Genomic DNA, 22,138 nt, shown 5'->3' on the forward strand with positions numbered 1-22,138 from the left:
GGGTCAGCCATGGGCCGTGGCCGGGCTAAGGCAAAGCAGACCAAGGTCGCACGGGAGCTCAAGTACAGCTCGCCATCGACCGACTTCGCGAGCCTTCAGCGCGAGCTGTCGGGGAGCTCCCACAACTCGCAGCGGAGTGGTGTGCTTTCCGACGAGCACGACGCGAACGACTCGCGGTCGCGCTGGGAGGAAGACGAAGACCACGACGACTGGCGCCGCTGACTCGGATCGACGTGCGAAGGGGGAGGCCTGACGGGCCTCCCCCTTCGCACGTCGACGCGGTTACGGATGTCATTCGCCGGACGTCTGCACACCACCGGCTGAGAGCTTGCCGCACCGGTTCCCGACGCCCTTCGTCATCTCGACCGAGATGACGAGCGGTCGGGACACCGGTGCTTTTGCTGTCCGCGAACGGGTTTCGCCCCGCCCCTTCGGGTTGCGGCCGCCCCGTCGTTCGGCGCCCGAGGCGAAGCGACGAAGGAGCCAGCATCGGGCGCCGAACGACGGGGTCACGAGGCCGCAACCCGAAGGGGCGCAAAGACTCAGAAGCGCGGGTGCTCGCCTACGAGGGCGACGCGGGTTGCCTCGGGGTCCTTGGCCTTCTTGACGGTGCCGAGGGTCCAGCAGTCGATGTGGCGGGCGGTGAGTACGGCCAGCGCGCGGTCGGCGTCCTCGGGCGCGACGATGGCGACCATGCCGACGCCCATGTTGAAGGTCTTCTCCATCTCGGGCCGCTCCACGCGGCCGCGCTGGGCGATCATCTTGAACACCGGTGCGGGATTCCAGGTGCCCCGGTCGAGCTCGGCCACCAGGCCCGCGGGCAGCACCCGGGCCAGGTTGTTGGCCAGGCCGCCGCCGGTCACGTGCGCGAAGGTCCGCACGTCGGTCTCGGCGACCAGGGCCAGGCAGTCCTTGGCATAGATGCGGGTGGGCTCGAGCAGTTCCTCGCCGAGGGTGCGGCCGAACTCCTCGACGTGCCCGCTCAGCGACATCCGATCGATCTCGAGCAACACGTGCCGGGCGAGGCTGTAGCCGTTGGAGTGCAGGCCCGACGAGCCCATGGCGATGACCACGTCGCCGGGGCGGACACGGTCCGGGCCGAGCACGGCGTCGGCCTCGACGACACCGACGCCGGTGGCCGAGATGTCGTAGTCGTCGGGACCCATCAGGCCGGGGTGCTCGGCCGTCTCGCCGCCGAGCAGCGCGCAACCGGCCTTCACACAGCCGTCGGCGATGCCCGCGACGATCTGCGCCATCCGCTCCGGGACCACCTTGCCCACGGCGATGTAGTCCTGCAGGAACAGCGGCTCCGCGCCGGACACCACCAGGTCGTCGACGACCATGGCGACCAGGTCCAGACCCACGGTGTCGTGCTTGTCCATCGCCTGCGCGACCGCGATCTTGGTGCCCACCCCGTCGGTGGAGGCGGCGAGCAGGGGCTCGCGATAACCGCCCTTGAGCGCGAAGAGCCCGGCGAAACCGCCGAGACCGCCCTGCACCTCGGGCCTGGTGGCCTTCTTGGCCAGGGGCGCGTACAGCTCGACTGCGCGGTCGCCGGCTTCGATGTCGACACCGGCCGCCGCGTACGAGGCGGCGGCGGAGCGAGGCTCGTCGCCCGCGCCGCCCGCGCTGTCCACACCGGCACCACTCGGGGTCTGCTCAGTCATTTTCGGGGAAAGCTCCAAACCGAATCGGCGGATAGATGCCTGATCACGCTACCGGAGTCCGGTAACGACGGTGCACCCGTATGGGATCGAAGTATTGACGTACATACCGTATGTATGTAAATCTGTGCCCCACATCGACCTCGTCTCCCGGAGGCAGTTATGGGAATCAGCAGCGCACTCGGTCCCGTCTCGCAGGTGGACCTGCCCGGCGGACGCATCCGCTACCACGACACCGGATCCGGTGCGCCCGTGGTGTTCGTGCACGGACTGCTCGTCAATGCCGATCTGTGGCGCAAGGTGGTGCCGGGCGTGGCCGCCGCCGGGCATCGCTGCCTCGCCCCCGACTGGCCCCTCGGCGCTCATTCGCTTCCCGTGCCGGACGCGGACCTGTCGCCGACCGGGGCGGCGGATCTGATCGCGGCCTTCCTGGAGCGGCTCGAGCTGCGCGACGTCACGCTGGTGGCCAACGACACCGGCGGGGCCCTCACGCAGATCCTGTTGACCCGCAACCGGTCCCGCGTCGGCCGGGTGGTGCTCACCGACTGCGACGCCTACGACGAGTTCTTTCCCCAGCCGTTCACCCCGCTCCCCCGGCTGGCGGCGATCCCCGGACTGATTCGGGTCATGCTGGCGCTCATGCGGTTCCGGCCCGCCCAGCGGCTGCCGCTCGCCTTCGGCCTGGTGACCAAGCGCCCGGTGCCGCCGGAGATCGCCGACTCCTATCTGCTGCCCGCGCACACCTCCGCGGCCGTGCGCGCCGACCTGACACGGTTCCTGCGCGGGGTGCACAAGCGCTACACCCTCGCCGCGGCCGAGCATTTCGCCGACCTCGAGCTGCCGGTGCTGCTGGCCTGGGCGCGCGAGGACAAGGCGTTCCGGGTCTCCTTCGCCGAGCGGCTGGCCCGCGACCTGCCCAACGCCACCCTGCGGCTGATCGACGACTCCTACACCTTCGTGTCCGAGGACCAGCCGGAGTTGCTCACCGAGTTGATCGTGGAGTTCACTCGGCTGCATGCCACGCCGTAGTCAGGAGGATCGCTCCCGCAGTACCCGGGCCGCGCTGGAGCAGGCCGGGCGGCGGCTGTTCGCCGAGCACGGTTACTCCGGGGTGTCGGCCGAGCAGATCGTGAGCGCGGCGGGCGTCACCCGCGGCGCGCTGCACCATCACTACGGCGACAAGCGCGGCCTGTTCGTCGCGGTGCTCGAGCGGCTGGAGGCCGAGAACACCGCCGAGGTCGCCGCGGCGGTCGACGCGCTGCCGGACACCACGGATCTGCTCGCGGCGATGGCCGTCGGCCTGCGCACCTTCCTGGAGATCAACCTGCGCCCCGAGACGGTGCGCATCGCCATGTCGGACGGACCGGCCGTGCTGGGCTGGCAGAGCTGGCGCGAGATGGAGGCCCGGCACGGCCTCGGCATGATCATCGATCTGGTCCAGCAGGCCGTCGACGCCGGAGTGGTGGTGCGGGCGCCGGTGCGGGTGCTGGCCCAGCTCATCCTGAGCGCCGTCACCGAGGGGGGCATGATCGTGGCGCACGCCGAGGATCCGGAACAGGCGCGCGCCGAGGTGGAACAGAGCATGCTGCTGCTGGTCGGCGGCATGCTGCACGTGCCCTGACGCGGCGCGGACACGGGAGCACCCGGCCGACCGCCGTTCGGGCGTCGACCGGGTGCCCACCTGCGGCGAACACCCGGTCGTCCACCGTCCGGCACCAGCGGTCGACCGGATGTCCACCTGGGAGGGGGTTGCCCCGCGCCGCTGCCGAATTCGACGGCGGTGCGGGAGTGCGCAACCCGCTCGGCTATTCGCTGTGGTCCGTGGCGAACAGCGCCGCCGACGCCGCGCGACGTCGCCGCTGTTCGACCGGGTCCGGCACCGGAACCGCGGCCACCAGGCGCTGGGTGTACTCCTGCGTGGGGTGGCGCAGGATCTCGTCGCGGGTGCCCTGCTCGACCACGGAACCGTTGCGCAGCACCGCGATCCGGGCCGCGAGCTGATCGACCACGGCCAGGTCGTGACTGATGAACAGGCACGCCCAGCCGAACTCGCGCTGCAGCCCGGCGAAGATCTCCAGCACCGTCGCCTGCACCGACACATCCAGCGCGCTGGTCGGTTCGTCGGCGATGAGCAAATCCGGATTCAGCACCAGCGCCCGCGCCAGGCTGGCCCGCTGCCGCTGGCCGCCCGAGAGCTCGTGCGGGTAGCGGTTCTCGGTGCCCGCGGCCAGTTGCACGTCGTCCAGCAGGCGCCGAACCCGTTCGCGCAGTGCCGAACCGGTGGCGGCGCGGTGCACGACCAGCGGCTCGGCCACGCACTGCCCGACGGTGAGCCGCGGGTTCAGCGAGGTGGCGGGGTCCTGGAAGACGAATCCGAGCCGCTTGCGCATCGGCCGCAGCCGCCGCTCCGACAGCCCGGTGACCTCCTCGCCCAGCACCCGGATCCGGCCCGCGGTGGGCCGTTGCAGCGCGGCCACGCAGCGGCCGATCGTGCTCTTGCCGGAGCCGGATTCGCCGACCAGGCCCAGGGTTTCGCCGCGGCCGATGGTCAGCGACACCTCGTCCACCGCGCGGAAGGCCGGACGGCCCAGCGCGCCCGGGAATTCCACGACCAGATCCGTCACCTTGAGCACGGTCTCGGCCGCGGCCACCGCGGGCAACTCCCCCGCCGGGCGTTCCATCGTGACCGTCCCGCCACCCGCGTCCGGTTGCGGCGCGACCGGTGACACCGCACCGGACGCCGGGGCCAGGCCCGCACCCAGGTGCGGCACCGCGGCGAGCAGGTCGCGGGTGTACTCCTCGCGTGGATTCGCGAAAAGCTCGTCCACGGGCGCGGTTTCGACGACCCGGCCCGACCGCATCACCACCACGCGATCGGCGAGGTCGGCGACCACGCCCATATTGTGGGTGATCAGCACGATGGCGCTGCCGAGCCGGTCGCGCAGATCCCGCAGCAGCTCCAGGATCTCGGCCTGCACGGTGACATCCAGCGCCGTGGTCGGTTCGTCGGCGATGATCACCGTGGGCTCGCAGGCGATGGCAATGGCGATCATCACCCGCTGCTTCTGCCCGCCGGACAGCTGATGCGGATAGAAGTCGACGCGATGCTCCGGATCGGGCAGCCCGACCATGCGCAGCAGTTCGATCGCCCGCGCCTTGGCGGCCTTGCGGCCGATATCCGCATGCGCGCGTAGCGCTTCCATGATCTGGAAGCCGACGGTGAACAGCGGGTCCAGGGCGGCGCCCGGCTCCTGGAACACCATCGAGATCGCCCCGCCGCGCAGCGCGGTGAGCTGCTTCTCCGACATCGAGGTGATGGTGTCCGAACCCACCGTGACCAGGCCGCGCACCCGCGCGGTCCCGGGCAGCAGGCCGATCGCGGTGCGCGAGCTCACCGACTTGCCGGACCCGGATTCGCCGACGATGGCCAGCACCTCGCCGGGGAACACCTCGTAGGACACGTCGCAGACGGCGTTCACCGCACCGGCGTCGGTGGCGAAGGTGACCGACAGCGACTCGATGGAGAGGGCGGGCGTACGTTCCACGGTCTCAATCATCGGCGGACTCCTGGCTCGGCGCGGCGACGGCGGCGGTGCGGCGGGTCCGCAGCAGCGGATTGAGCACCTCGTTGAGGCTCTCGCCCACCAGCGTCATGCCGAGCACCACGAGAACGATGGCGACACCGGGGAATACGCCCGTCCACCAGATTCCGTTGGACACGTCGGCCAGCGCCTTGTTCAGGTCGTACCCCCACTCGGCGGCCTGGGTCGGCTCGATGCCGTACCCCAGGAAGCCCAGGGCCGCCAGGGTCAGGATCGCCTCCGAGCCGTTGAGCGTGATGATCACCGGCAGCGACTGGGTGACATTGGGGAACACGTGCCGGAACAGGATGCGCCCGATCGGCGCCCCGGTCACCCGGGCGGCGTCGACATAGGGCTCGGTCTTCACCGCCACGGTGGCATTGCGCACCACCCGGAAGTACTGCGGCACATAGATGACCGTGATCGCCACCGCCGCCGACAGCACACCGCCGAAGCTCGACGAATTACCGCCCGCCACCACGATCGAGACCACGATCGCCAGCAGCAGCGTCGGGAACGCGTACATGGCGTCCATGAACAACACCAGCACCCGGTCCACCCAGCGCCCGATGTAGCCGGACACCAAACCCAGTGGCACACCGATGCACAGCGACAGCACCAGCGAGATCGCGATGACGATCAGCGCGGTCCGGGCGCCGTACAGCACCCGGGAGAACACGTCCTCCCCGCGCACCGAGGTGCCGAACCAGTGCTGCGCCGAGGGCGCCTGCTGCCGCACGAAATCGGTTCCGTGATCGGAGATCTGGGCGAAGCCGTACGGCGCGAGCAACGGCGCGAACAGCGCCACGATCACGAACAGCGCGACCAGCGCCAGCCCCAGGATCAGCGTCACGCGCTGCAGCCCCGAGGTCATCGACAGGATCCGCAGACCGGGAATTCCCTTGCGCGGCACCGGCGGAATGAGAACCGGTTCCGCCAGCAGTTCGGGTGTCGCCATCTAGAACCTCACCCTCGGGTCGATGAGCGCCACGACCAGGTCCACCAGGAAGCTCGTCACCGCCACCACCAGCGCCAGGAAGGCGACGATCCCTTGCACCGCAACGAAATCCCGAGCCTGCAGATACACCGCGAGCTGATAGCCCAGCCCCTTCCACTCGAAGGTGGTCTCGGTCAGCACCGCGCCGCCGAGCATCATGGCGATCTGCATGCCCATCACCGTGACGATCGGAATCATGGCGTTGCGGAACGCATGTCGCCGCGTCACCACCCGATCCGACAGCCCGCGCGCCCGCGCGGCGTCGACGAAATCGCTGCGCAGCGTCTGGATCAGGTTGATCCGGACCAGCCGCAGGAACACCCCCGCGGTCAGCAGGCCGAGCGCGATCGACGGCAGGATGGCGTGTTTGATCACGTCGAGCAGATATCCGTTGTCGCCGTAGAGGATCGCGTCGATGAACAGGATGTTGGTCTTCGGCGAGACGTGCTGCAGCGCCAGTTCCACATTGGTGCTGGCCCGCCCGGCCACCGGCAGCCAGCCCAGCTTCACCGCGAAGATCAGCTTGAGCAGCATGCCGACGAAGAACACCGGGGCCGCGTACACCAGGATCGCGAACAGCCGCAGCCCCACGTCGGAGGCCCGGTCCCGGCGCTTGGCGGCGTAGCGGCCCAGCGGCACGCCGACGAGGAAGGCGACGATCAGCGACCACACCACCAGCTCCAGCGTGGCCGCGCCGTAGCTGGTGATGATGTCGCCGATGGCCCGATTGTCCTGGGAGCGGCCGAAATCCCCGCGCGCCAGCCCGGAGATGTAGTCCCAGTACTGGGTCAGGATCGGCCGGTCGAATCCGGCCGCCGCCTTGCGGGCCGCGATCTGATCCGGTGGGAGCCGCCCGCCCAGCGCGGCCGTGATCGGGTCGCCCACGACCCGCATCAGGAAGAACACGACGGTTACCAGGATCCAGGCCGTCGGGATGATCAGCAGCAGCCGCACACCCAGGTAGCGCAGCAGGGTCCCGTAGCGGGAACCGCTGCGGCGCGGCGTCTTTCGAGCGGGCGGAGCCGGGGCGGCCGGCTCCTGCTCGGTCGTCGTCGCCGTCACTTGCTCAGCACGTTGAAGCGGAACTTGGTGGACGGGTCGAGCGTGGCGTCCAGGCCCTGAACGTCCTTGCCCGCCACCGCGATCTGCTTACCGGACAGCAGCGGCAGCTGGGAGATGTACTTCTGCGCCATGTCCCGCTGGATCTGCTGGATGATCGCGAGCCGCTTGTCCTTGTCCGGCTGGGTGACCTCGGCCGTCAGCTGCGCGGTGATGTCCGGCTCCTCGAAGTGGTTCTGCAGGAAGTTGTTCGGGCCGAAGAACGGGGTCAGATAGTCGTCCGCATCCGGATAGTCCGGGAACCAGCCGAGCTGATACAGCGGGTAGGTGTCGCGCGCCCGCTCCTTGTTGTAGCTCACCCATTCGGTGGACTGCAGGTTGACCCGGAACAGGCCGGTGGCCTCGAGCTGGCTCTTGATCGCCGCGTACTCCTCGGAGCTGGAGGAGCCGTAGTGGTCGGGGTTGTACTGCAGGTTCAGGTCGACCGGGGCCGCCACTCCGGCGTCGGACAGGAACTTGGCCGCCTGCTCCTTGTTCGGCTTGGCGCCGTAGATGTCCTTGAACGGCTCGATCGCACCCGGATAGCCCTGCGGCACCGGCGAATACGCGGGCGAGTACATGCCCTTGTAGACCTCGCGGGACAGCGCGTCGCGGTCGACGGAGGAGGAGATGGCCTTGCGGACGGCCAGTTTCTGCTCGGGGGTGTTGCCGGGCATGGTGTTCATGTTGAACACGATGTACCGCAGCTCACCGCCGGGGCCCTCGTGCACCGCGACCTTGTCGTCCTTGCGCAGCGAGTCCAGGTCGGTCGGGCTCAGGCTGCGGTAGGCGACGTCGATGTTGCCGTTCTGGATGTCGAGCTTGAGGTTGTCGCTGGACGCGTAGTACTTCATCGAGACCATGCTGGTCTTCGGTTTGGCGAGGATGCCGACGTAATCGGCGTTGGCCGAGTACTGGACGAGCTTGTTCTTGTCGTAGCTGGTGATGACGTAGGGGCCGGAGAACGGCTTGGCCTTGACGATGGCGTCGTCGTCCATGATCTTGTCGGCCGGGAAGACCTTCTCGTCGATGATCGGCCCGGCCTCGGTGGCCAGGACCGCGGGGAAGGTCTGGTCGCTGGCGTTCTTCAGGGTGAACGCCACGGTGAGGTTGTCGGTCGCGTCGGTGTGGTCGAGGTTGCCGAGCAGCGAGGCCGGACCGTTCGGATCGTTGATCTTCATCATTCGATCGAAGGAGTACTTGACGCTGGCGGAGGTCAGGGCGTCGCCGTTGGCGAACTTCAGGTTCGGGCGCAGCTTGCAGGTGTACACGACCGGTGTGGTGAAGTCGCATTTCTCCGCGGCGTCCGGCTTGGGGGTGGTCTCGCCGGGCGCGAAGTTCAGCAGATGCTGATAGATCTGCGTCGCGGGCACGTAGGAGCCCTGATCGTAGGCGGCGGCCGGATCGAGCGTGAAGATCTTGTCGGTGGTGCCGACGACCAGGCCGTTGTCGCCTCCGCCGCCGGTACGCCCCGAACCACATCCGGCCACGGTGAGCAGGGCGAGCCCCGCCATTCCCACCGCCGCAATACCTCTGACCCGGCCCGGCCGGGCCGTCGACGCCTGTGTCGCCGATAACCGCATGACTTTCCCAACTTCTCGCAACGCGGCGCGTCCGCTCTGGGTCACAGATCGGATGCGCCGCGATGAACTTCGTATGGCGGGGACAGTACCGGCGCGGCGTTGCGGATATGTTGCGTTTCGCAACAATCAGATTGTGTTGCGGCAGAAAAACTTCTGCGTTCAGGGGCGGCTGAGCGCGCTCGCATTCGCGTTGTCGCCCAACAACTCCGACTCCGACTTGCCGAGGAAGCCCTCGAGCAGATTCTTGCCGATGGCGGCCTCGGGCGGGAGCGCAATCGGGTAGGAGCCGTCGAAACAGGCGCAGCACAGCCGCGTTCGGGGCTGCTCGGTGGCCGCGATCATGCCCTCGATCGAGATGTAGCCCAGGGTGTCGGCGCCGATGGAACGGCGGACGTTCTCGACCATGTCGTCCAGCGATCCCTCGGTGCCGTCCGGCGCGGCCCCGTTCGCGATCAGCTCCGCGCGCGAGGCGAAGTCGATGCCGTAGAAGCAGGGCCACTTGACCGGCGGCGAGGCGATGCGCACGTGGATCTCCAGCGCGCCGGCCTCGCGCAGCATGCGGATGAGCGCGCGCTGGGTGTTGCCGCGCACGATGGAATCGTCCACGACGATGAGCCGCTTGCCGCGGATCACCTCGCGCAGCGGGTTGAGCTTGAGCCGGATGCCGAGCTGGCGGATGGTCTGGCTGGGCTGGATGAAGGTGCGGCCGACGTAGGCGTTCTTCATCAGGCCCTGGCCGTAGGGCACGCCCGAACCCTGGGCGTACCCGACCGCGGCCGGGGTGCCCGACTCCGGGACGGGGATGACCAGGTCGGCCTCGACCGGGTGCTCGGCGGCCAGGCGGCGGCCGATCTCCACGCGGGTGGCGTGCACCGAGCGCCCGGCGATGGTGCTGTCGGGGCGGGCCAGATAGACGTATTCGAAGACGCAGCCCTTGGGCTCCGGGTTGGCGAAGCGCAGCGAGCGCACCCCGTCGGCGTCGATCGCCAGCAGTTCGCCCGGCTCGATCTCGCGCACGAAGGCGGCGCCCACGATGTCGAGTGCGGCGGTTTCGCTCGCGACCACCCAGCCGCGGTCGAGCCGACCCAGGCACAGCGGGCGCACCCCGTGCGGGTCGCGCGCGGCGTAGAGAGTGTGCTCGTCCATGAAGGTCAGGCAGAACGCGCCGCGCAGGGTGGGCAGCAGTTCCATGGCGGCCTGCTCGATGCTCTTGTCCGCGGCGGCGTGCGCCAGCAGCGCGGTCATCACATCGGAGTCGGAGGTGCCCGACGTGCCGGGCAGGCGGTTGCCGATCACCCCGGCTTCGCGTGCGCGCGCGGCCAATTCGGCGGTGTTGACCAGATTGCCGTTGTGGCCCAGGGCCAGTCCGCTGCCGACCGCGGTGGTGCGGAAGATGGGCTGGGCGTTCTCCCAGGTGACGGCGCCGGTGGTGGAGTAGCGGCAGTGGCCGACCGCGACGTAGCCGGGCATGGCCGCCAGCGTCTGCTCGTCGAACACCTGGCTGACCAGGCCGAGATCCTTGAACACCAGCACCTGCGCGCCGTCGGCGACGGCGATTCCGGCCGCCTCCTGACCGCGGTGCTGCAGGGCGTACAGCCCGTAGTAGGTGAGTTTGGCCACATCCTCGCCCGGGGCCCAGACACCGAAGACGCCGCACTCCTCGCGGGGCTCGTTCTCGGGTTCGTCGGGGGCGGGGCGCGGCGGTTCCACGGCGGAGGTGGATAGCGGCTCGGGGCTGTCGACCGACAGATCGGCGTTGGTCACCGTTTGCTCCCTGTTCGGCGGGCTGGGGGCAACGATCATTCTACGGGTCATCCGCGCGAAACCCACGCCGGGATCCCCGGGGTGGCAGGACGTTTGCTGCTACGGTGCGACCGTGGCGACTACCGAGCGTGACCAGACGAGTCCGATCCGGCGGCTGACCCCGTTCCGGCGAGTGTTCCCCGTCGTGGTCGTCACGCTGCTGGCCGCGCTGCTGGGATTGATGTATCTGGATTACGTCATCGATCCGGAGAGGAATCTGCACAACTTCCCGATCGCCCTGGTCAACCAGGATGTCGGGGACACGGTGGGCGCGGCGGGGCAGCAGAAGCAGGTCGACTTCGGCGCCGAGGTCGCCGACGGACTGCGGCGGGCGGTGCCCGCCGACCAGATCGACCTGCGCACCCTCGGCGTCAACGAGGCCCAGCTGCAGATGCAGAACGGGCAGGTCTACGGGACCATCATCATTCCGAGCGACTTCAGCAAGCGGCTGGGCATTCTCGGTGTGGGCAGCGTGGTGCCGGGCGATATCCAGCGGCCGATCATCACGCTGCAGACCAATCCGCGGCTGGGCGCGTTCGCGGCATCGGTGACGCAACGCTTCGGTGATCGCGCGCTGAACCAGGTGAACGATCAGGTGGGCAAGCAGCTCACCGAGCAGGTGCGGGCCCAGCTCGCCCCGCCGCCGGGCGCGGGTCCCGCCCCCGAGCTGTCCGGGGCGACCCGGTTGGCGCTGGCACAGCCGCTGCGGATCGTGGTCGAGCAATACCGTCCGCTGCCGGGCAATTCCGGGGAGGGTTTGACGGCCTTCTTCTATGCGCTGCTGCTCCTGCTGATCGGCGTGGTGGGCGCGATGATCATTCACACGCTCATCGACTCCGCGCTCGGCTTCATTCCCACCGAGTACGGGCCGTGGTTCGTGCACTATCCGACCGCGTCGATCTCCCGGTTCCGCACCCTGCTGATCAAGTGGGGGGTGATGGTGGCGGCCTCGCTCACGGTGTCGGCGGTGTTCCTGGGCGTCGGCAAGGCGCTGGGCATGCCGATCGATAAACCGTTGTCGCTGTTCCTGTATGGCGCGTTCGCGATCTCGGCGGTCGGGATCACCGGCATCTCCATGCTGGCGGCGATCGGGTCGGCCGGGCTGCTGGTGAACCTGATCCTGTTCGTCATCCTGGGCCTGCCGTCCTCGGGCGGCACGGTGCCGATCGAGGCGACGCCGAAGTACTTCGGCTGGCTGGCGAAGTTCGAGCCGATGCACCAGGTGTTCCTGGCCATCCGCTCGATCCTCTACTTCGACGGCAATGGCGCGGCCGGGCTGAGCCGCGGCTTCTGGATGACCGCACTCGGGCTGGGCATCGGGCTGGTGCTGGGGCTGGTGGTCACCCGGTACTACGACCGGAAGGGCTTGGAGCGCAAGCCCGTTCGGCGGGAGGCATTGACCGCGGAGCGCCCGGCCGACTAGGGCGGGCGCTCACAGCGGCACCAGTGGCAGCCAGTGGGCGAGCTCGCCCGCCCGAATCCCGGACACGCTCAACGCCCCCGACGCCACCGCCTCCTCGAAGCTCAACAGCCCGGTCGCCAGCAACAACCAGGTCCGCGCATCGGTCTCCACCACATTCGGCGGCGTCCCCCGCGTATGCCGCGGCCCCTCGATACACTGCACCGCCACAAAGGGCGGCACCCGAACCTCCACCGACGACCCCGGCGCCACCGCCTCCAACGTCCGCGCCGTCCCCCGCACCGCCGCCGCCACCTCCCCCCGCGCAGGCACCGAACCCCCCTCGCCCCGCAACCACTCCCCCACCACCATCACCGCCGCCCGCACCGCCGCGGGATCAAGCCTCGTCCGTCGCGCCACGAGCCGAGATTACCGATGCGGGATCAGTGGTTGCGCCGGTTGGGTATGCGGGCGATTCGAGGCGCGATCACGCCGCCGACGTTCAGGGCCAGGTGTAGGAGGGCCGGGGCGGTGGTGCTGTCGGCGGCGTGGTGGCGGAGGTGGGTCAGGATTGCGCCGCCGAGGGTGGTGGTGGCTACCGCGAGGGCGGGGTTGTCTCCGGCGGCGCGGGCGGGGGTGATGTGCCAGAGGCCGAAGGCCAAGGGGGCGAGGACGTTTGCGTAGCGGCCGGTGGTGCGGGCGAGGAGGGGGTCGAGGGTGGCCCGGAAGATCAGTTCCTCGCTGTAGACGGTGCCGAGGGGGATGTGCAGGGTTACCCATTCGGCGGGGGTGACCTCGGCGGGGCGGGCCGCGAATTCCGCCAGTTTCGCGCGCAGGGGCGGACATGCCAGGGCCGCGGCGTAACCGGCGGTGATCGTGGCGGCCGCGCGGAGGCCGGTGCGCAGGCCGCGGGGGGAGTGCCAGTGCGGGCGGGCGCGGAAGGCCAGGCCGTAGGCCGTGGCGAAGGCGGCGGTGGCGGCGGTGCGGCCGCGCATCCCGAGTCGCAGGCGGGGCAGCAGCAGGTTGCTCCACAGCAGTGGGAGGGCCGTCGCGACAACGACTTCGGCCGCGGTATCGCGACCTCTCATTTGACCGCGCGCTCGAAGACCTCGGACGCCTCGATCTCGGCGCGGATCTTCTCGTTCTCCTCCGGCGTCCAGTCCGGCGGCGGCAGCACCGCGACCCAGGCGTCCAGCACCAGGGTGCCGTAATTGTGCCCGTGCCCGTCGCTGACGCCCTGGGCATTGGTCAGATCGGCGGCCACCTGCCAGAAGGTGACGAACGGCCACCAGCGCATCTGGGTCGACACGTCCGAGCCGCGCGGCTCCGACAGCCAATCCGGTTGGGAGAAGATCAGATCCGGCGACCACCACACGATGGGGTCGGAGGCGTGCTGCAGATAGGCGATGCGCGGGCGCCGCCAGTCCGGCGACGGCTTGCTCAGATCCGATGCCTGCGAGGCGAATCGGACCGTCAGGCCGTCGGCGTAGATCGGTTCCACCTCGCTGGTGCCCGGATCGCGCCGCGAAACGAACTGCCGCCACAGGCGATTGGAGTTCGGCGGCCCCACCCACAGCGCGCCGTCCACCCGGGCGCGCAGGTCGGCCAGGCCGTCGAAGGCCGACTCCGACCCCTGCGAACCCAGGCTCTCGCCGTACACCAGCAGCTTGGGCCGCTGCTGCGGCGGGCGCGCCGACCACGCCGCGTACACCGCGTCGAACATCTTCTTCCCGGCCGCGGCGACCTTCTGCCGGTCCGCCAGGAACGACAGCACGCTGGGCAGATACGAGTACTGCGAGGCCAGGATCGCGGTATCGCCGTGGTACAGGTACTCGATGGCGCCCGCCGACATATTGTTCACCCAGCCGGTGCCGGTGGTGGTGACGATCACCAGCACCTTACGGTCGAAGGCGTGCGTGCGCTCCAGCTCGGCGACGGCCAGATCCTCCTGGGTTTGACCGTCTTTCGCGGAGTCCAGGCCGACGTAGGCCCGAATCGGTTCGCGCGCGGGCTGTCCCGTGACCGCGCCGATGCGGAAGGCGTCCGGACCGTGCGAGACGAACCAGCGTCCCTCCGAACCCAGGGTGTCCCACTTCGCCAGCGAGTCCGGGCTCCCGGACTTCTCCGGCTTCGACGGCTGCACCGCGTACGGCGTCATCTTGTCGTTGCGCACGCTGAACGCCTGGTTGGCGACGGCGAAAAAAGCCTGCGTCAGAACGCCGTTGAACAGCGTGACCACCACGAACACCAGCAGGATCGCCCCGGCCGTCGGCGCGACCTTGGGCGGCACCCGCACCCACCGGCTCAGCAGCCGCGCGAAGAACCGCACGATCTCGCGCACCGTGCGGTAGGCCGCCACCACGATCACGCCCACCGTCAGGCTGAGCGCGCCGGTGCGCAGATACGCGGCGCGGGTGGTGCCCTCCATATCCATGAGCGTGAAGATCTGCCGCTGCCAATCCGCCGACAGCGCCAGCATCCACAGCGCGGCCAGCACGCACACCGCCAGCACGACCAGCTTCACCGCGTACCGCACCCGCAGCGACGGCGAGCGCACCGGAATCCGCGGCCGGACCCACCGGCGGAAGACCCACTCCAGCACGCAGCCCACGCCGTAGCCGAGCGCGGCGTTCACACCGCTGATCAGGCCCTGGAACAGCCAGTCGCGCGGCAGCAGCGACGGCGTCACCGACCAGGCGAAGAACACGGTGGCCACCACCAGGCCGACATAGTTCAGCCCGACGACATCGGCCTCGAGGCGGCGCAGCATCGCCCCGCCCCGCCGGGCCGCGACCTCACCGCGCGCACGCAGCGTGGTCATGGCCTCGGCGGTATCGAGCATCCGTCAAGTATGGCGGGCCGACTCCCCCGGCCGAGGGTCGCGCCACGCGTGAGAAACAACAACCGGTCGGCAGGGAATACGAAAACCCCACCATGGTCCCGGCGCGCTTTTGGCCGGGACCTCACGAAGATTCCGGCCAAAAGCACGCCGGAATATCACCAGGGATCAGCCGAACAATGCGGGCAGCGTGCCTTCATGGGCGGTGCGCAGCTCGTCCAGCGGCACCGAGAACTGTCCCTGCACCTCCACCGAATCCGAGCCCTGGTCGACCACGCCGATGCGCACCCACGGCAGCTGCCGGGCGGTGCACATCCTGGTGAACCGGGTCTCCTCCGAGCGCGGCACCGCCACCAGCACGCGGCCCGCGGATTCGGAGAACAGCGTCACGAACGGGTCGGCGTCCTCGGGAAGCAGGATGCGGCAACCGGTTTCGCCCGCCAGCGCGGCCTCGACGACCGTCTGGATCAGCCCGCCCTCGCTGAGATCGTGTGCGGCGCTGATCATTCCGTCCCGCGACCCGGCGGTCAGCACCTCCGCCAGCAGCTGCTCGCGGGCCAGATCGACCCGCGGCGGCACGCCGCCGAGGTGGTCGTGGCAGACCTGCGCCCAGATGGAGCCGCCGAATTCGTCGCGGGTGTCGCCCAGCAGGATGAGCGTCTCGCCCGGCTCGGTGCCCAGCCCGGTCGGGATGCGCCGGTGCACATCGTCGATGACGCCGAGCACGCCGACCACCGGGGTCGGCAGGATGGCGGTCTGCCCGGTCTGGTTGTAGAAGCTGACATTGCCGCCGGTGACCGGAATGCCCAGCGCCACACAGCCGTCCGCCAGACCGCGCACGGCCTGCTGGAACTGCCACATCACGCCCGGATCCTCCGGCGACCCGAAGTTCAGGCAGTTGGTGACGGCCTTCGGGGTGGCGCCGGTGCTGGCCACGTTGCGGTACGCCTCGGCCAGCGCCAGCTGCGCGCCGGTGTAGGGATCGAGCCGGGTGTAGCGGCCGGAGGCGTCGGTGGCCAGCGCGATGCCGCGGCCGGACTCCTCGTCGATGCGGACCACACCGGCGTCGGCGTGCTCGGCGAGCACGGTGTTGCCGCGCACGTAGCGGTCGTACTGCTCGGTGATCCAGCGGCGGCTGCACAGCTGCGGGCTGGCGATCATCTTCAGCAGCGTGGCGCGCAGCTCGTCGCCGGTCTTCGGGCGGGCGAGCCGGTCCGGGGTGTCGGCGATCAGCGCGTCCTGGTCGTCGGGGCGCCGCACCGGGCGCTCGTACACCGGGCCCTGATGCGCGACGGTGCGCGGCGGCACGTCCACGACGGTATCGCCGCGCCAGGTGATGATCAGCCGGTCACCGTCGGTGACCTCGCCGATCACGGTGGCCAGCACATCCCACTTCTTGCATACGGCCATGAAGGCGTCCACGTTGTCCGGCGTCACCACCGCGCACATGCGCTCCTGCGACTCGCTGGACAGCACCTCGGCGGGGGTCATGTGCTTGGCGCGCAGCGGCACCCGGTCCAGCTCGATGTGCATGCCGCCGTCCCCGGCCGCGGCCAGTTCCGAGGTGGCACAGGACAATCCGGCCCCGCCCAGGTCCTGGATGCCGACCACGAGCCCGGCCGAGTACAGCTCCAGGCAGCACTCGATGAGCACCTTCTCGGTGAACGGGTCGCCCACCTGCACGCTGGGCAGCTTCTTGCGGCCCGCGCCGGACTCGTCGCCGGAGAAGGTGTCCGAGGCCAGCACCGACACGCCGCCGATGCCGTCGAGGCCGGTGCGCGCGCCGAACAGGACGATCTTGTTACCGGTGCCCGAGGCGAAGGCCAGGTGCAGATCCTCGACCCGCATCACGCCCGCGCACAGCGCGTTGACCAGTGGATTGCCCTGATAGGACGGGTCGAAGACGGTCTCGCCGCCGACGTTCGGCAGGCCCAGCGAATTGCCGTAGCCGCCGACGCCACGGACCACGCCGTCGACCACGCGCCGGGTGTCGGGATGGTCGGCGGCGCCGAAGCGCAGCTGATCCATGACCGCGATCGGCCGCGCGCCCATGGCCATGATGTCGCGGACGATGCCGCCGACGCCGGTCGCGGCGCCCTGGTACGGCTCCACGTAGGACGGGTGGTTGTGGCTTTCCACCTTGAAGGTGACCGCCCAGCCGTCGCCGATGTCGACCACGCCCGCGTTCTCGCCGATACCGGCGAGCATGGACTCGCGCATCTCGTCGGTGGTGGTCTGGCCGAAGTAGCGCAGGTGCACCTTGGAGGACTTGTAGGAGCAGTGCTCGCTCCACATCACCGAGTACATGGCCAACTCGGCGTCGGTGGGGCGGCGGCCCAGGATCTCCTTGATGCGCGCGTACTCGTCGTCCTTGAGACCGAGCTCCTTATAGGGCTGGGGGGTATCCGGGGAGGCGGCGGCGGCGATGACGGTATCGACGTGGACGGTCACGGTGAGTACCAGGGTCCTTTCGACCGGGCATGCGCACAGCTACGAAGCCCGGGTACTGGGGGCGGCGAGATACGCGAAAAGTGTAATGCGTGCCGCACCGCCGCCTACCGGGCAGCTCCTGATCACCGGATACGCTGGGCCGGTGAAAGATCGATCCAGGGTCGCGGATCCGGACGAACTCCCCGCGACCCCCTCCGCCGGGCCGTCCACCATGCCTATAGCGAATCGACAGCTACGGCTGGTGACCGTGGCGATCGCCCTGTTCGTGCTGTCCGCCGCCGTGTCCTACGCCACCAAGCTCTGGCACGGCTATATCGACCTGCAGGTGTATCGCAACGGCGCCCGGGTCTGGCTCGACGGCGGCGACCTGTACGGCCCGATGCCGGAGGTGTTCGGCATCGGGCTGCCGTTCACCTATCCCCCGCTGGCCGCGCTGTTCTTCGCGCCGCTGGCGCTGATGCCGCTGGCCGTGGCCGAGCTGCTGGTGCTGGCCGGGTCGATGGCGTGCCTGGTGGTCGCGCTGTGGCTGGTGCTCGACCGGTTGCGCCCGGACCTGGACCGCAACACCCGGATGGCGCTGCTGATCGGCGCGGTGGCGCTGTTCGGCCTGAGCGAACCGGTCCGCCAGACCTACAACTTCGGGCAGATCAATCTGGTGCTGATGGCGCTGATCATGCTGGACACCCTGGTGCGGCGGCCCGCCTGGCCGCGCGGAATGCTCATCGGTATCGCGGTGTCGATCAAGCTGATTCCGGCCGGATACCTGCTGTACTTCGTGCTGCGCCGGGACTGGCGCGCGGCGGGGACGCTGGTGGCGTCCGCGCTCGGCGCGATCGGCGTGGGTTTCGTGCTCTTCCCGCACGATTCGATCGAATACTGGCTGCACACCCTGCTCGATACCGGGCGGATCGGGCCGCCGTCGTTCGCGGGCAATCAGTCGATCAAGGGCTTCGCCTTCCGCCTCGGGCTGGCCGACTCCACGGCGACGCTGCTCTGGATCGCGCTGTCGCTGCTGGCCGTCGCGCTGGCCGCGCTGTGGATGCGGCGGCTGTTCGACGCCGGCGCACCGGTCGCGGCGCTGCTGGTCAATGCCGCGGTGGTGCTGCTGATCTCGCCGGTCTCCTGGTCGCACCACTGGGTGTGGGTGGCCCCGGCGCTGCTGGTCGTCGGGGATGTCATCGCGCGCGGTCGGCGAAGTCCGCTGTTGCTGGCGGCCACCGCGGCGATCACGGTCATGTTCCTGATCGGCCCGCAGTGGCTGCTGCCGCACAGCGACGACCGCGAGCTGCGCTGGTCGCTGTGGCAACAGCTGGTCGGCAGCAGCTATGTGCTCGTCACCTTCGCGGTGCTCGCGGTCGGGGCGCTGCGCTACCGGCCGGTCTCGCTCGGGGCCAGGAAGGCCGCCAGCGCGGCGGCGTAGTACTCCACGTCGGCCGCGCCCATCAGCTCGCGGGCCGAATGCATGGCCAGCGTGCCCGCGCCCACGTCGACGGTCGTCATGCCGGTGCGGGCGGCGGTGACCGGGCCGATGGTGCTGCCGCAGGGCAGGTCCGCGCGGTGGATGTAGCGCTGCAGCGGCACCCCGGTGCGCGCGCAGGCCAGCGCGAACGCGCCCGCGCCGACCGCGTCGGTGGCGTAGCGCAGGTTCTGGTTGACCTTCAGCACCGGGCCGCGGTTGATCTCGATCCAGTGCGCGGGCTCGTGCCGATCCGGGTAGTTGGGATGGGTGGCATGCGCCATGTCGGCGGAGGCGCAGATCGAACCGGCCAGGGCGGCAAGGTATTCCGAACGCCCGCCGCCGCGCGCGAGCACGATGCGCTCCAGCACGGCGGGCAGCAGATCGGACCCGGCGCCGCGCTCGGACTGGCTGCCGACCTCCTCGTGATCGAACATGGCCAGCACCGGCGTGGCCGCGCCCGGGTCCTCGGTGGCGGCCAGGAACGCCTGCAGACCGGCGTAGCAGGAGCCCTGATTGTCCAGCCGGGGCGCGCTCACCAGGTCCTGGTCGCGGCCGACCAGGCGGCTCGGGGTCAGGTCGTGGGTCATCAGCTCCCAGCCGAGCACGGCCTCGGGCGCGACCTCGATGTGCTCGGCGAGGTAGGCCAGGAACGAGCGCGGCTCGCCGCCCACGCCCCAGATCGCGTTCACGTGCCGCTGCCGATCGAGCAGGACGCCGTTCTTCTCCTCGGACAGGTGGATCGCCAGCTGCGGCACCCGCAGCAGCGGATCGTCGATGCGAATCAGCTTCTCCCGCACGGAGTTTCCGTCGCGCACGGTGATCCGGCCGGAGATGCCGAGCTCGCGGTCCAGCCAGGAGTTCAGCCAGGCGCCGCCGTAGGGCTCGAGCCGGACCAGCTGCCAACCGGCGGTGGCCAGATCCGGGTGCTGCTTGACGCGCAGGTTCGGGCTGTCGGTGTGGGCGCCGACGACGCGGAAGGCCGTCGCGGCATCGGCGGCGGTCTTCTCGGTCCCGGCCCACGCGACCAGCGAGCCGCCCCGCACCACGAAGTGCCGCCCGGCCGCGGCCCCCTCGTCGCCACCGGCCCAGGGCCGGGACTCGGGGAGCTCGGTGAATCCGTGGGCCGCCAGTTCGGCGGCCACGGTGCGGCAGACATGGAAGGGGGACGGAGAGGCGTCGACGAAGGCACACAGCCCGGACGCCGTCGCGGTGGAGACGGGCATATCGGCGATACTAGACGGCCGCGATCTTGCCCCGCCCGCCCCGGGTCATCGGTCCCCGAAATCCGTTACGGGCAGCGCGATCCGCCGAATGCGCCACCGAAAGTGTCGGCGGTGCAGTAATATTCGGCCCGATATGTCCGAATTACCGGTTACCTCACTCGTTTCGAGCGTGGTCGATCGGCAGGTCCGAGCACGACGACGGCGGAGCTGCGGGTGGGCGACGCCGATCATGGCGGCCACGCCCGATCCGGCGCGACCGTACGGCCTCGTGCGGACTCGGTCAGTCCGCCGGAACCTCGGCGACCGCTTCGAGCAGTCGCAGCAGTTCGGTGTAGTTGCGCGCACCCATGCGTTTGCGCAATTCGGTCTCGGCACGCAGCTCTTCGGCGCGCACCGACTCCATCAGCTCGACCCCACGCTTGGTAAGCCCGATCAGAATGCGGCGACGATCGTCCTCGGCCGCGATCCGGAAGATGAGGCCGCGCTCTGCGAGCGCGTCCGCATGCCGGGTCGCCGACGAGGGCGGCAGCTGCGAGCGAGCGGCCAGCTCGCTCATCGTCACGCCGTTCCGGTCGGACAAATTCGACAACATGGCCCATTGGTCGGCCGACAGTTGTCTCGCACACAGGGCATCATCCAGGTGACGGAGCCAACTGCGCTCCGCCGCCCGCAAGGCACCATGCAGCGTGGAAAATCCGCTTACAATGGTCGACATATTTTCCCGCCCATCATTTTCGCTCGGACGAGAAGAAGGGTACCGAATGTTCCCGTTCCACGAGTGCCCGGACGATGTGATCGAGGTTTTGAACATCGTTCCGTTACAGGGATCGGCCGGAATTGTTGCCCCTTCGTGCGAGGCGGCCATCGCGCTGGCGGTGGAGGAGATCAACGCGGACGCGGGAATTCTCGGCCGGGAAGTGCGGGTGACCACCCTCGACGGTGGGCGCGCGCCGCACGAGGTCGCCGACGAGGTGTCGGCCCTGCTGGCCACCGGCATGGTGCACGCCATCACCGGCTGGCACATCTCCGCGGTGCGGCGGGCGGTGGCGCGGGCGGCCGACGGCCGGGTCCCGTACCTGTTCGCCACCACGCACGAGGACCTGCCCAACGAGCCCCCCGGCATGCTCATGATCGGTGAGAATCCCGCCGGGCACATCCTGCCCGCCATGAACTGGCTGGAGCGCCAGTACGGCGCCGAGCGGTGGGCGATCATCGGCAACGACTACATCTGGCCGCTGGCGACGGCCCGGGCGGTCCGAGCCGCCCATCCGGGCGCCATCACGCTGGAGCAGTACGTGCCGCTGGGCACGCACGACTTCACCGACTTCCTGTCCGATCCGCGGCTGGATCGCGCCGACGGCGTGGTGCTGCTGCTGGTCGGCACCGACGCGGTGCGCTTCAATCAGCAGTTCGCCCTCACCGGCCGATCCGAGCGGCAGGTCCGGGTGAGCCCCGCCATCGACGAGACGGTGCTGCTGGCGGCCGGACCGGCGGCCAACGAGAACCTCTACGTGGTGTCGAGTTTCTTCCCCGACAATCCGACCAACGACCCCGACCGGCTGGCCCGCTACCACCGCCTGCACGGCAGCTTCGCCCCGCAGCTGACCTACTTCGGCAACACCAGCTACGAGGCCATGTACACGCTGCGCTCGCTGGCCGAGTCGGTGGGCTCACTGGAGGTGCCGTCCATGCAGGCCGCCCTCGCGGACGGCCTCCTGCTGGAGACGCCGTCCGGCGGACGCATCTTCCGCGGCAACCACGCGATCGACTCGGCGGCCGACATCGCCCGCGCGGACGGGGTCGATCTGCGGATACTGGACAACCTGCGCTGACGGGGGTTCCGGCCAAAAGCACGCCGGAACCAGGAAGGTCAGCACGCCAGAACCAGGAAGGTCAGCACGCCAGAACCAGGAAGGTCAGCACGCCAGAACCAGGAAGGTCAGCACGCCAGAACCAGGGAGTCAGCACGCCAGAACCAGGAAGGTCAGCACGCCAGAACCAGGAAGGCGGCACGCTGGGATCAGGAAGGCGTTGCCTGCCG

Annotated in this window: 18 protein-coding genes; 6 read left to right on the plus strand and 12 right to left on the minus strand. The window is 69.6% G+C overall.

What is annotated here, in order from left to right:
- Nucleotides 1–9: 9 nt before the first annotated feature.
- Nucleotides 10–222, plus strand: coding sequence for a DUF3073 domain-containing protein (locus HPY32_RS13710; protein ID WP_067580902.1), 213 nt, complete (start codon nucleotides 10–12; stop codon nucleotides 220–222).
- Nucleotides 223–542: 320 nt separating this feature from the next.
- Here HPY32_RS13710 and purM read toward each other — a convergent pair whose 3' ends face one another.
- Nucleotides 543–1,667 carry a phosphoribosylformylglycinamidine cyclo-ligase gene (purM, locus tag HPY32_RS13715; RefSeq protein WP_216676114.1) on the minus strand — a complete coding sequence of 375 codons (1,125 nt, stop codon included), beginning with the start codon at nucleotides 1,665–1,667 and terminating at the stop codon, nucleotides 543–545.
- A 159-nt stretch (nucleotides 1,668–1,826) separates the two neighbouring features.
- Between purM and HPY32_RS13720 the strand changes: the two genes are divergently transcribed.
- Both HPY32_RS13720 and HPY32_RS13725 read left to right on the plus strand, forming a co-directional pair.
- Nucleotides 1,827–2,693: an alpha/beta fold hydrolase gene (locus HPY32_RS13720; protein ID WP_067580900.1), complete on the plus strand. Its 867-nt coding sequence runs from the start codon at nucleotides 1,827–1,829 to the stop codon at nucleotides 2,691–2,693.
- Complete coding sequence (locus HPY32_RS13725) at nucleotides 2,680–3,285, plus strand: TetR/AcrR family transcriptional regulator (protein WP_067580899.1); 606 nt, start codon at nucleotides 2,680–2,682, stop codon at nucleotides 3,283–3,285. Before HPY32_RS13720 ends, HPY32_RS13725 begins: the two co-directional genes overlap by 14 nt.
- A gap of 184 nt (nucleotides 3,286–3,469) precedes the next feature.
- On the opposite strand, the gene HPY32_RS13730 is transcribed toward HPY32_RS13725, so the two are convergent.
- From HPY32_RS13730 to purF, 5 genes are all read right to left on the minus strand, one after another.
- Nucleotides 3,470–5,221 carry an ABC transporter ATP-binding protein gene (locus HPY32_RS13730; RefSeq protein ID WP_067580898.1) on the minus strand — a complete coding sequence of 584 codons (1,752 nt, stop codon included), beginning with the start codon at nucleotides 5,219–5,221 and terminating at the stop codon, nucleotides 3,470–3,472.
- A complete protein-coding gene (locus HPY32_RS13735) occupies nucleotides 5,214–6,119 on the minus strand; it encodes an ABC transporter permease (protein WP_156674318.1) in 906 nt (301 codons plus the stop codon). The genes HPY32_RS13730 and HPY32_RS13735 overlap by 8 nt, the downstream gene beginning before the upstream one ends.
- 84 nt (nucleotides 6,120–6,203) lie before the next feature.
- The gene (locus HPY32_RS13740; RefSeq protein ID WP_216676208.1) at nucleotides 6,204–7,214 is read right to left on the minus strand and encodes an ABC transporter permease; all 1,011 of its coding nucleotides are present in this window, start codon (nucleotides 7,212–7,214) and stop codon (nucleotides 6,204–6,206) included.
- 86 nt (nucleotides 7,215–7,300) lie between these two features.
- Nucleotides 7,301–8,854 carry an ABC transporter substrate-binding protein gene (locus tag HPY32_RS13745; protein WP_082870803.1) on the minus strand — a complete coding sequence of 518 codons (1,554 nt, stop codon included), beginning with the start codon at nucleotides 8,852–8,854 and terminating at the stop codon, nucleotides 7,301–7,303.
- 228 nt (nucleotides 8,855–9,082) lie between these two features.
- On the minus strand, nucleotides 9,083–10,687 hold the full coding sequence (gene purF / locus HPY32_RS13750) for an amidophosphoribosyltransferase (protein ID WP_067580895.1): 1,605 nt from the start codon (nucleotides 10,685–10,687) through the stop codon (nucleotides 9,083–9,085).
- 112 nt (nucleotides 10,688–10,799) lie between these two features.
- Between purF and HPY32_RS13755 the strand changes: the two genes are divergently transcribed.
- Nucleotides 10,800–12,149 carry a YhgE/Pip domain-containing protein gene (locus HPY32_RS13755; RefSeq protein WP_269456475.1) on the plus strand — a complete coding sequence of 450 codons (1,350 nt, stop codon included), beginning with the start codon at nucleotides 10,800–10,802 and terminating at the stop codon, nucleotides 12,147–12,149.
- A 9-nt stretch (nucleotides 12,150–12,158) separates the two neighbouring features.
- Here HPY32_RS13755 and HPY32_RS13760 read toward each other — a convergent pair whose 3' ends face one another.
- The 4 genes from HPY32_RS13760 to purL all read right to left on the minus strand — a co-directional run bounded on the left by HPY32_RS13760 (nucleotide 12,159) and on the right by purL (nucleotide 17,415).
- Nucleotides 12,159–12,497, minus strand: coding sequence for a sterol carrier family protein (locus HPY32_RS13760; RefSeq protein WP_171982973.1), 339 nt, complete (start codon nucleotides 12,495–12,497; stop codon nucleotides 12,159–12,161).
- A gap of 71 nt (nucleotides 12,498–12,568) precedes the next feature.
- The gene (locus HPY32_RS13765; protein WP_067580892.1) at nucleotides 12,569–13,213 is read right to left on the minus strand and encodes a CPBP family intramembrane glutamic endopeptidase; all 645 of its coding nucleotides are present in this window, start codon (nucleotides 13,211–13,213) and stop codon (nucleotides 12,569–12,571) included.
- Nucleotides 13,210–14,967: an alpha/beta hydrolase gene (locus HPY32_RS13770; RefSeq protein WP_067580890.1), complete on the minus strand. Its 1,758-nt coding sequence runs from the start codon at nucleotides 14,965–14,967 to the stop codon at nucleotides 13,210–13,212. The genes HPY32_RS13765 and HPY32_RS13770 overlap by 4 nt, the downstream gene beginning before the upstream one ends.
- 165 nt (nucleotides 14,968–15,132) lie before the next feature.
- Nucleotides 15,133–17,415: a phosphoribosylformylglycinamidine synthase subunit PurL gene (gene purL / locus HPY32_RS13775; RefSeq protein WP_067580889.1), complete on the minus strand. Its 2,283-nt coding sequence runs from the start codon at nucleotides 17,413–17,415 to the stop codon at nucleotides 15,133–15,135.
- A 142-nt stretch (nucleotides 17,416–17,557) separates the two neighbouring features.
- Between purL and HPY32_RS13780 the strand changes: the two genes are divergently transcribed.
- Nucleotides 17,558–18,835, plus strand: coding sequence for a glycosyltransferase 87 family protein (locus tag HPY32_RS13780; RefSeq protein WP_231951413.1), 1,278 nt, complete (start codon nucleotides 17,558–17,560; stop codon nucleotides 18,833–18,835).
- Here HPY32_RS13780 and HPY32_RS13785 read toward each other — a convergent pair.
- Together HPY32_RS13785 and HPY32_RS13790 are read right to left on the minus strand one after the other, a co-directional pair.
- A complete protein-coding gene (locus HPY32_RS13785; RefSeq protein ID WP_067580887.1) occupies nucleotides 18,784–20,097 on the minus strand; it encodes a M18 family aminopeptidase in 1,314 nt (437 codons plus the stop codon). The genes HPY32_RS13780 and HPY32_RS13785 overlap by 52 nt on opposite strands.
- A 280-nt stretch (nucleotides 20,098–20,377) precedes the next feature.
- Nucleotides 20,378–20,962, minus strand: a complete 585-nt coding sequence (locus tag HPY32_RS13790) for a MarR family winged helix-turn-helix transcriptional regulator (protein ID WP_309247524.1) — start codon at nucleotides 20,960–20,962, stop codon at nucleotides 20,378–20,380.
- Between HPY32_RS13790 and HPY32_RS13795 the strand changes: the two genes are divergently transcribed.
- Nucleotides 20,859–21,929, plus strand: a complete 1,071-nt coding sequence (locus tag HPY32_RS13795; protein WP_067580883.1) for a substrate-binding domain-containing protein — start codon at nucleotides 20,859–20,861, stop codon at nucleotides 21,927–21,929. The two genes, HPY32_RS13790 and HPY32_RS13795, sit on opposite strands and share 104 nt — an antisense overlap.
- The last annotated feature ends 209 nt before the right edge of the window (nucleotides 21,930–22,138 follow it).

This window comes from Nocardia terpenica, from assembly GCF_013186535.1.
In the GTDB taxonomy this organism is placed as follows: domain Bacteria; phylum Actinomycetota; class Actinomycetes; order Mycobacteriales; family Mycobacteriaceae; genus Nocardia; species Nocardia terpenica.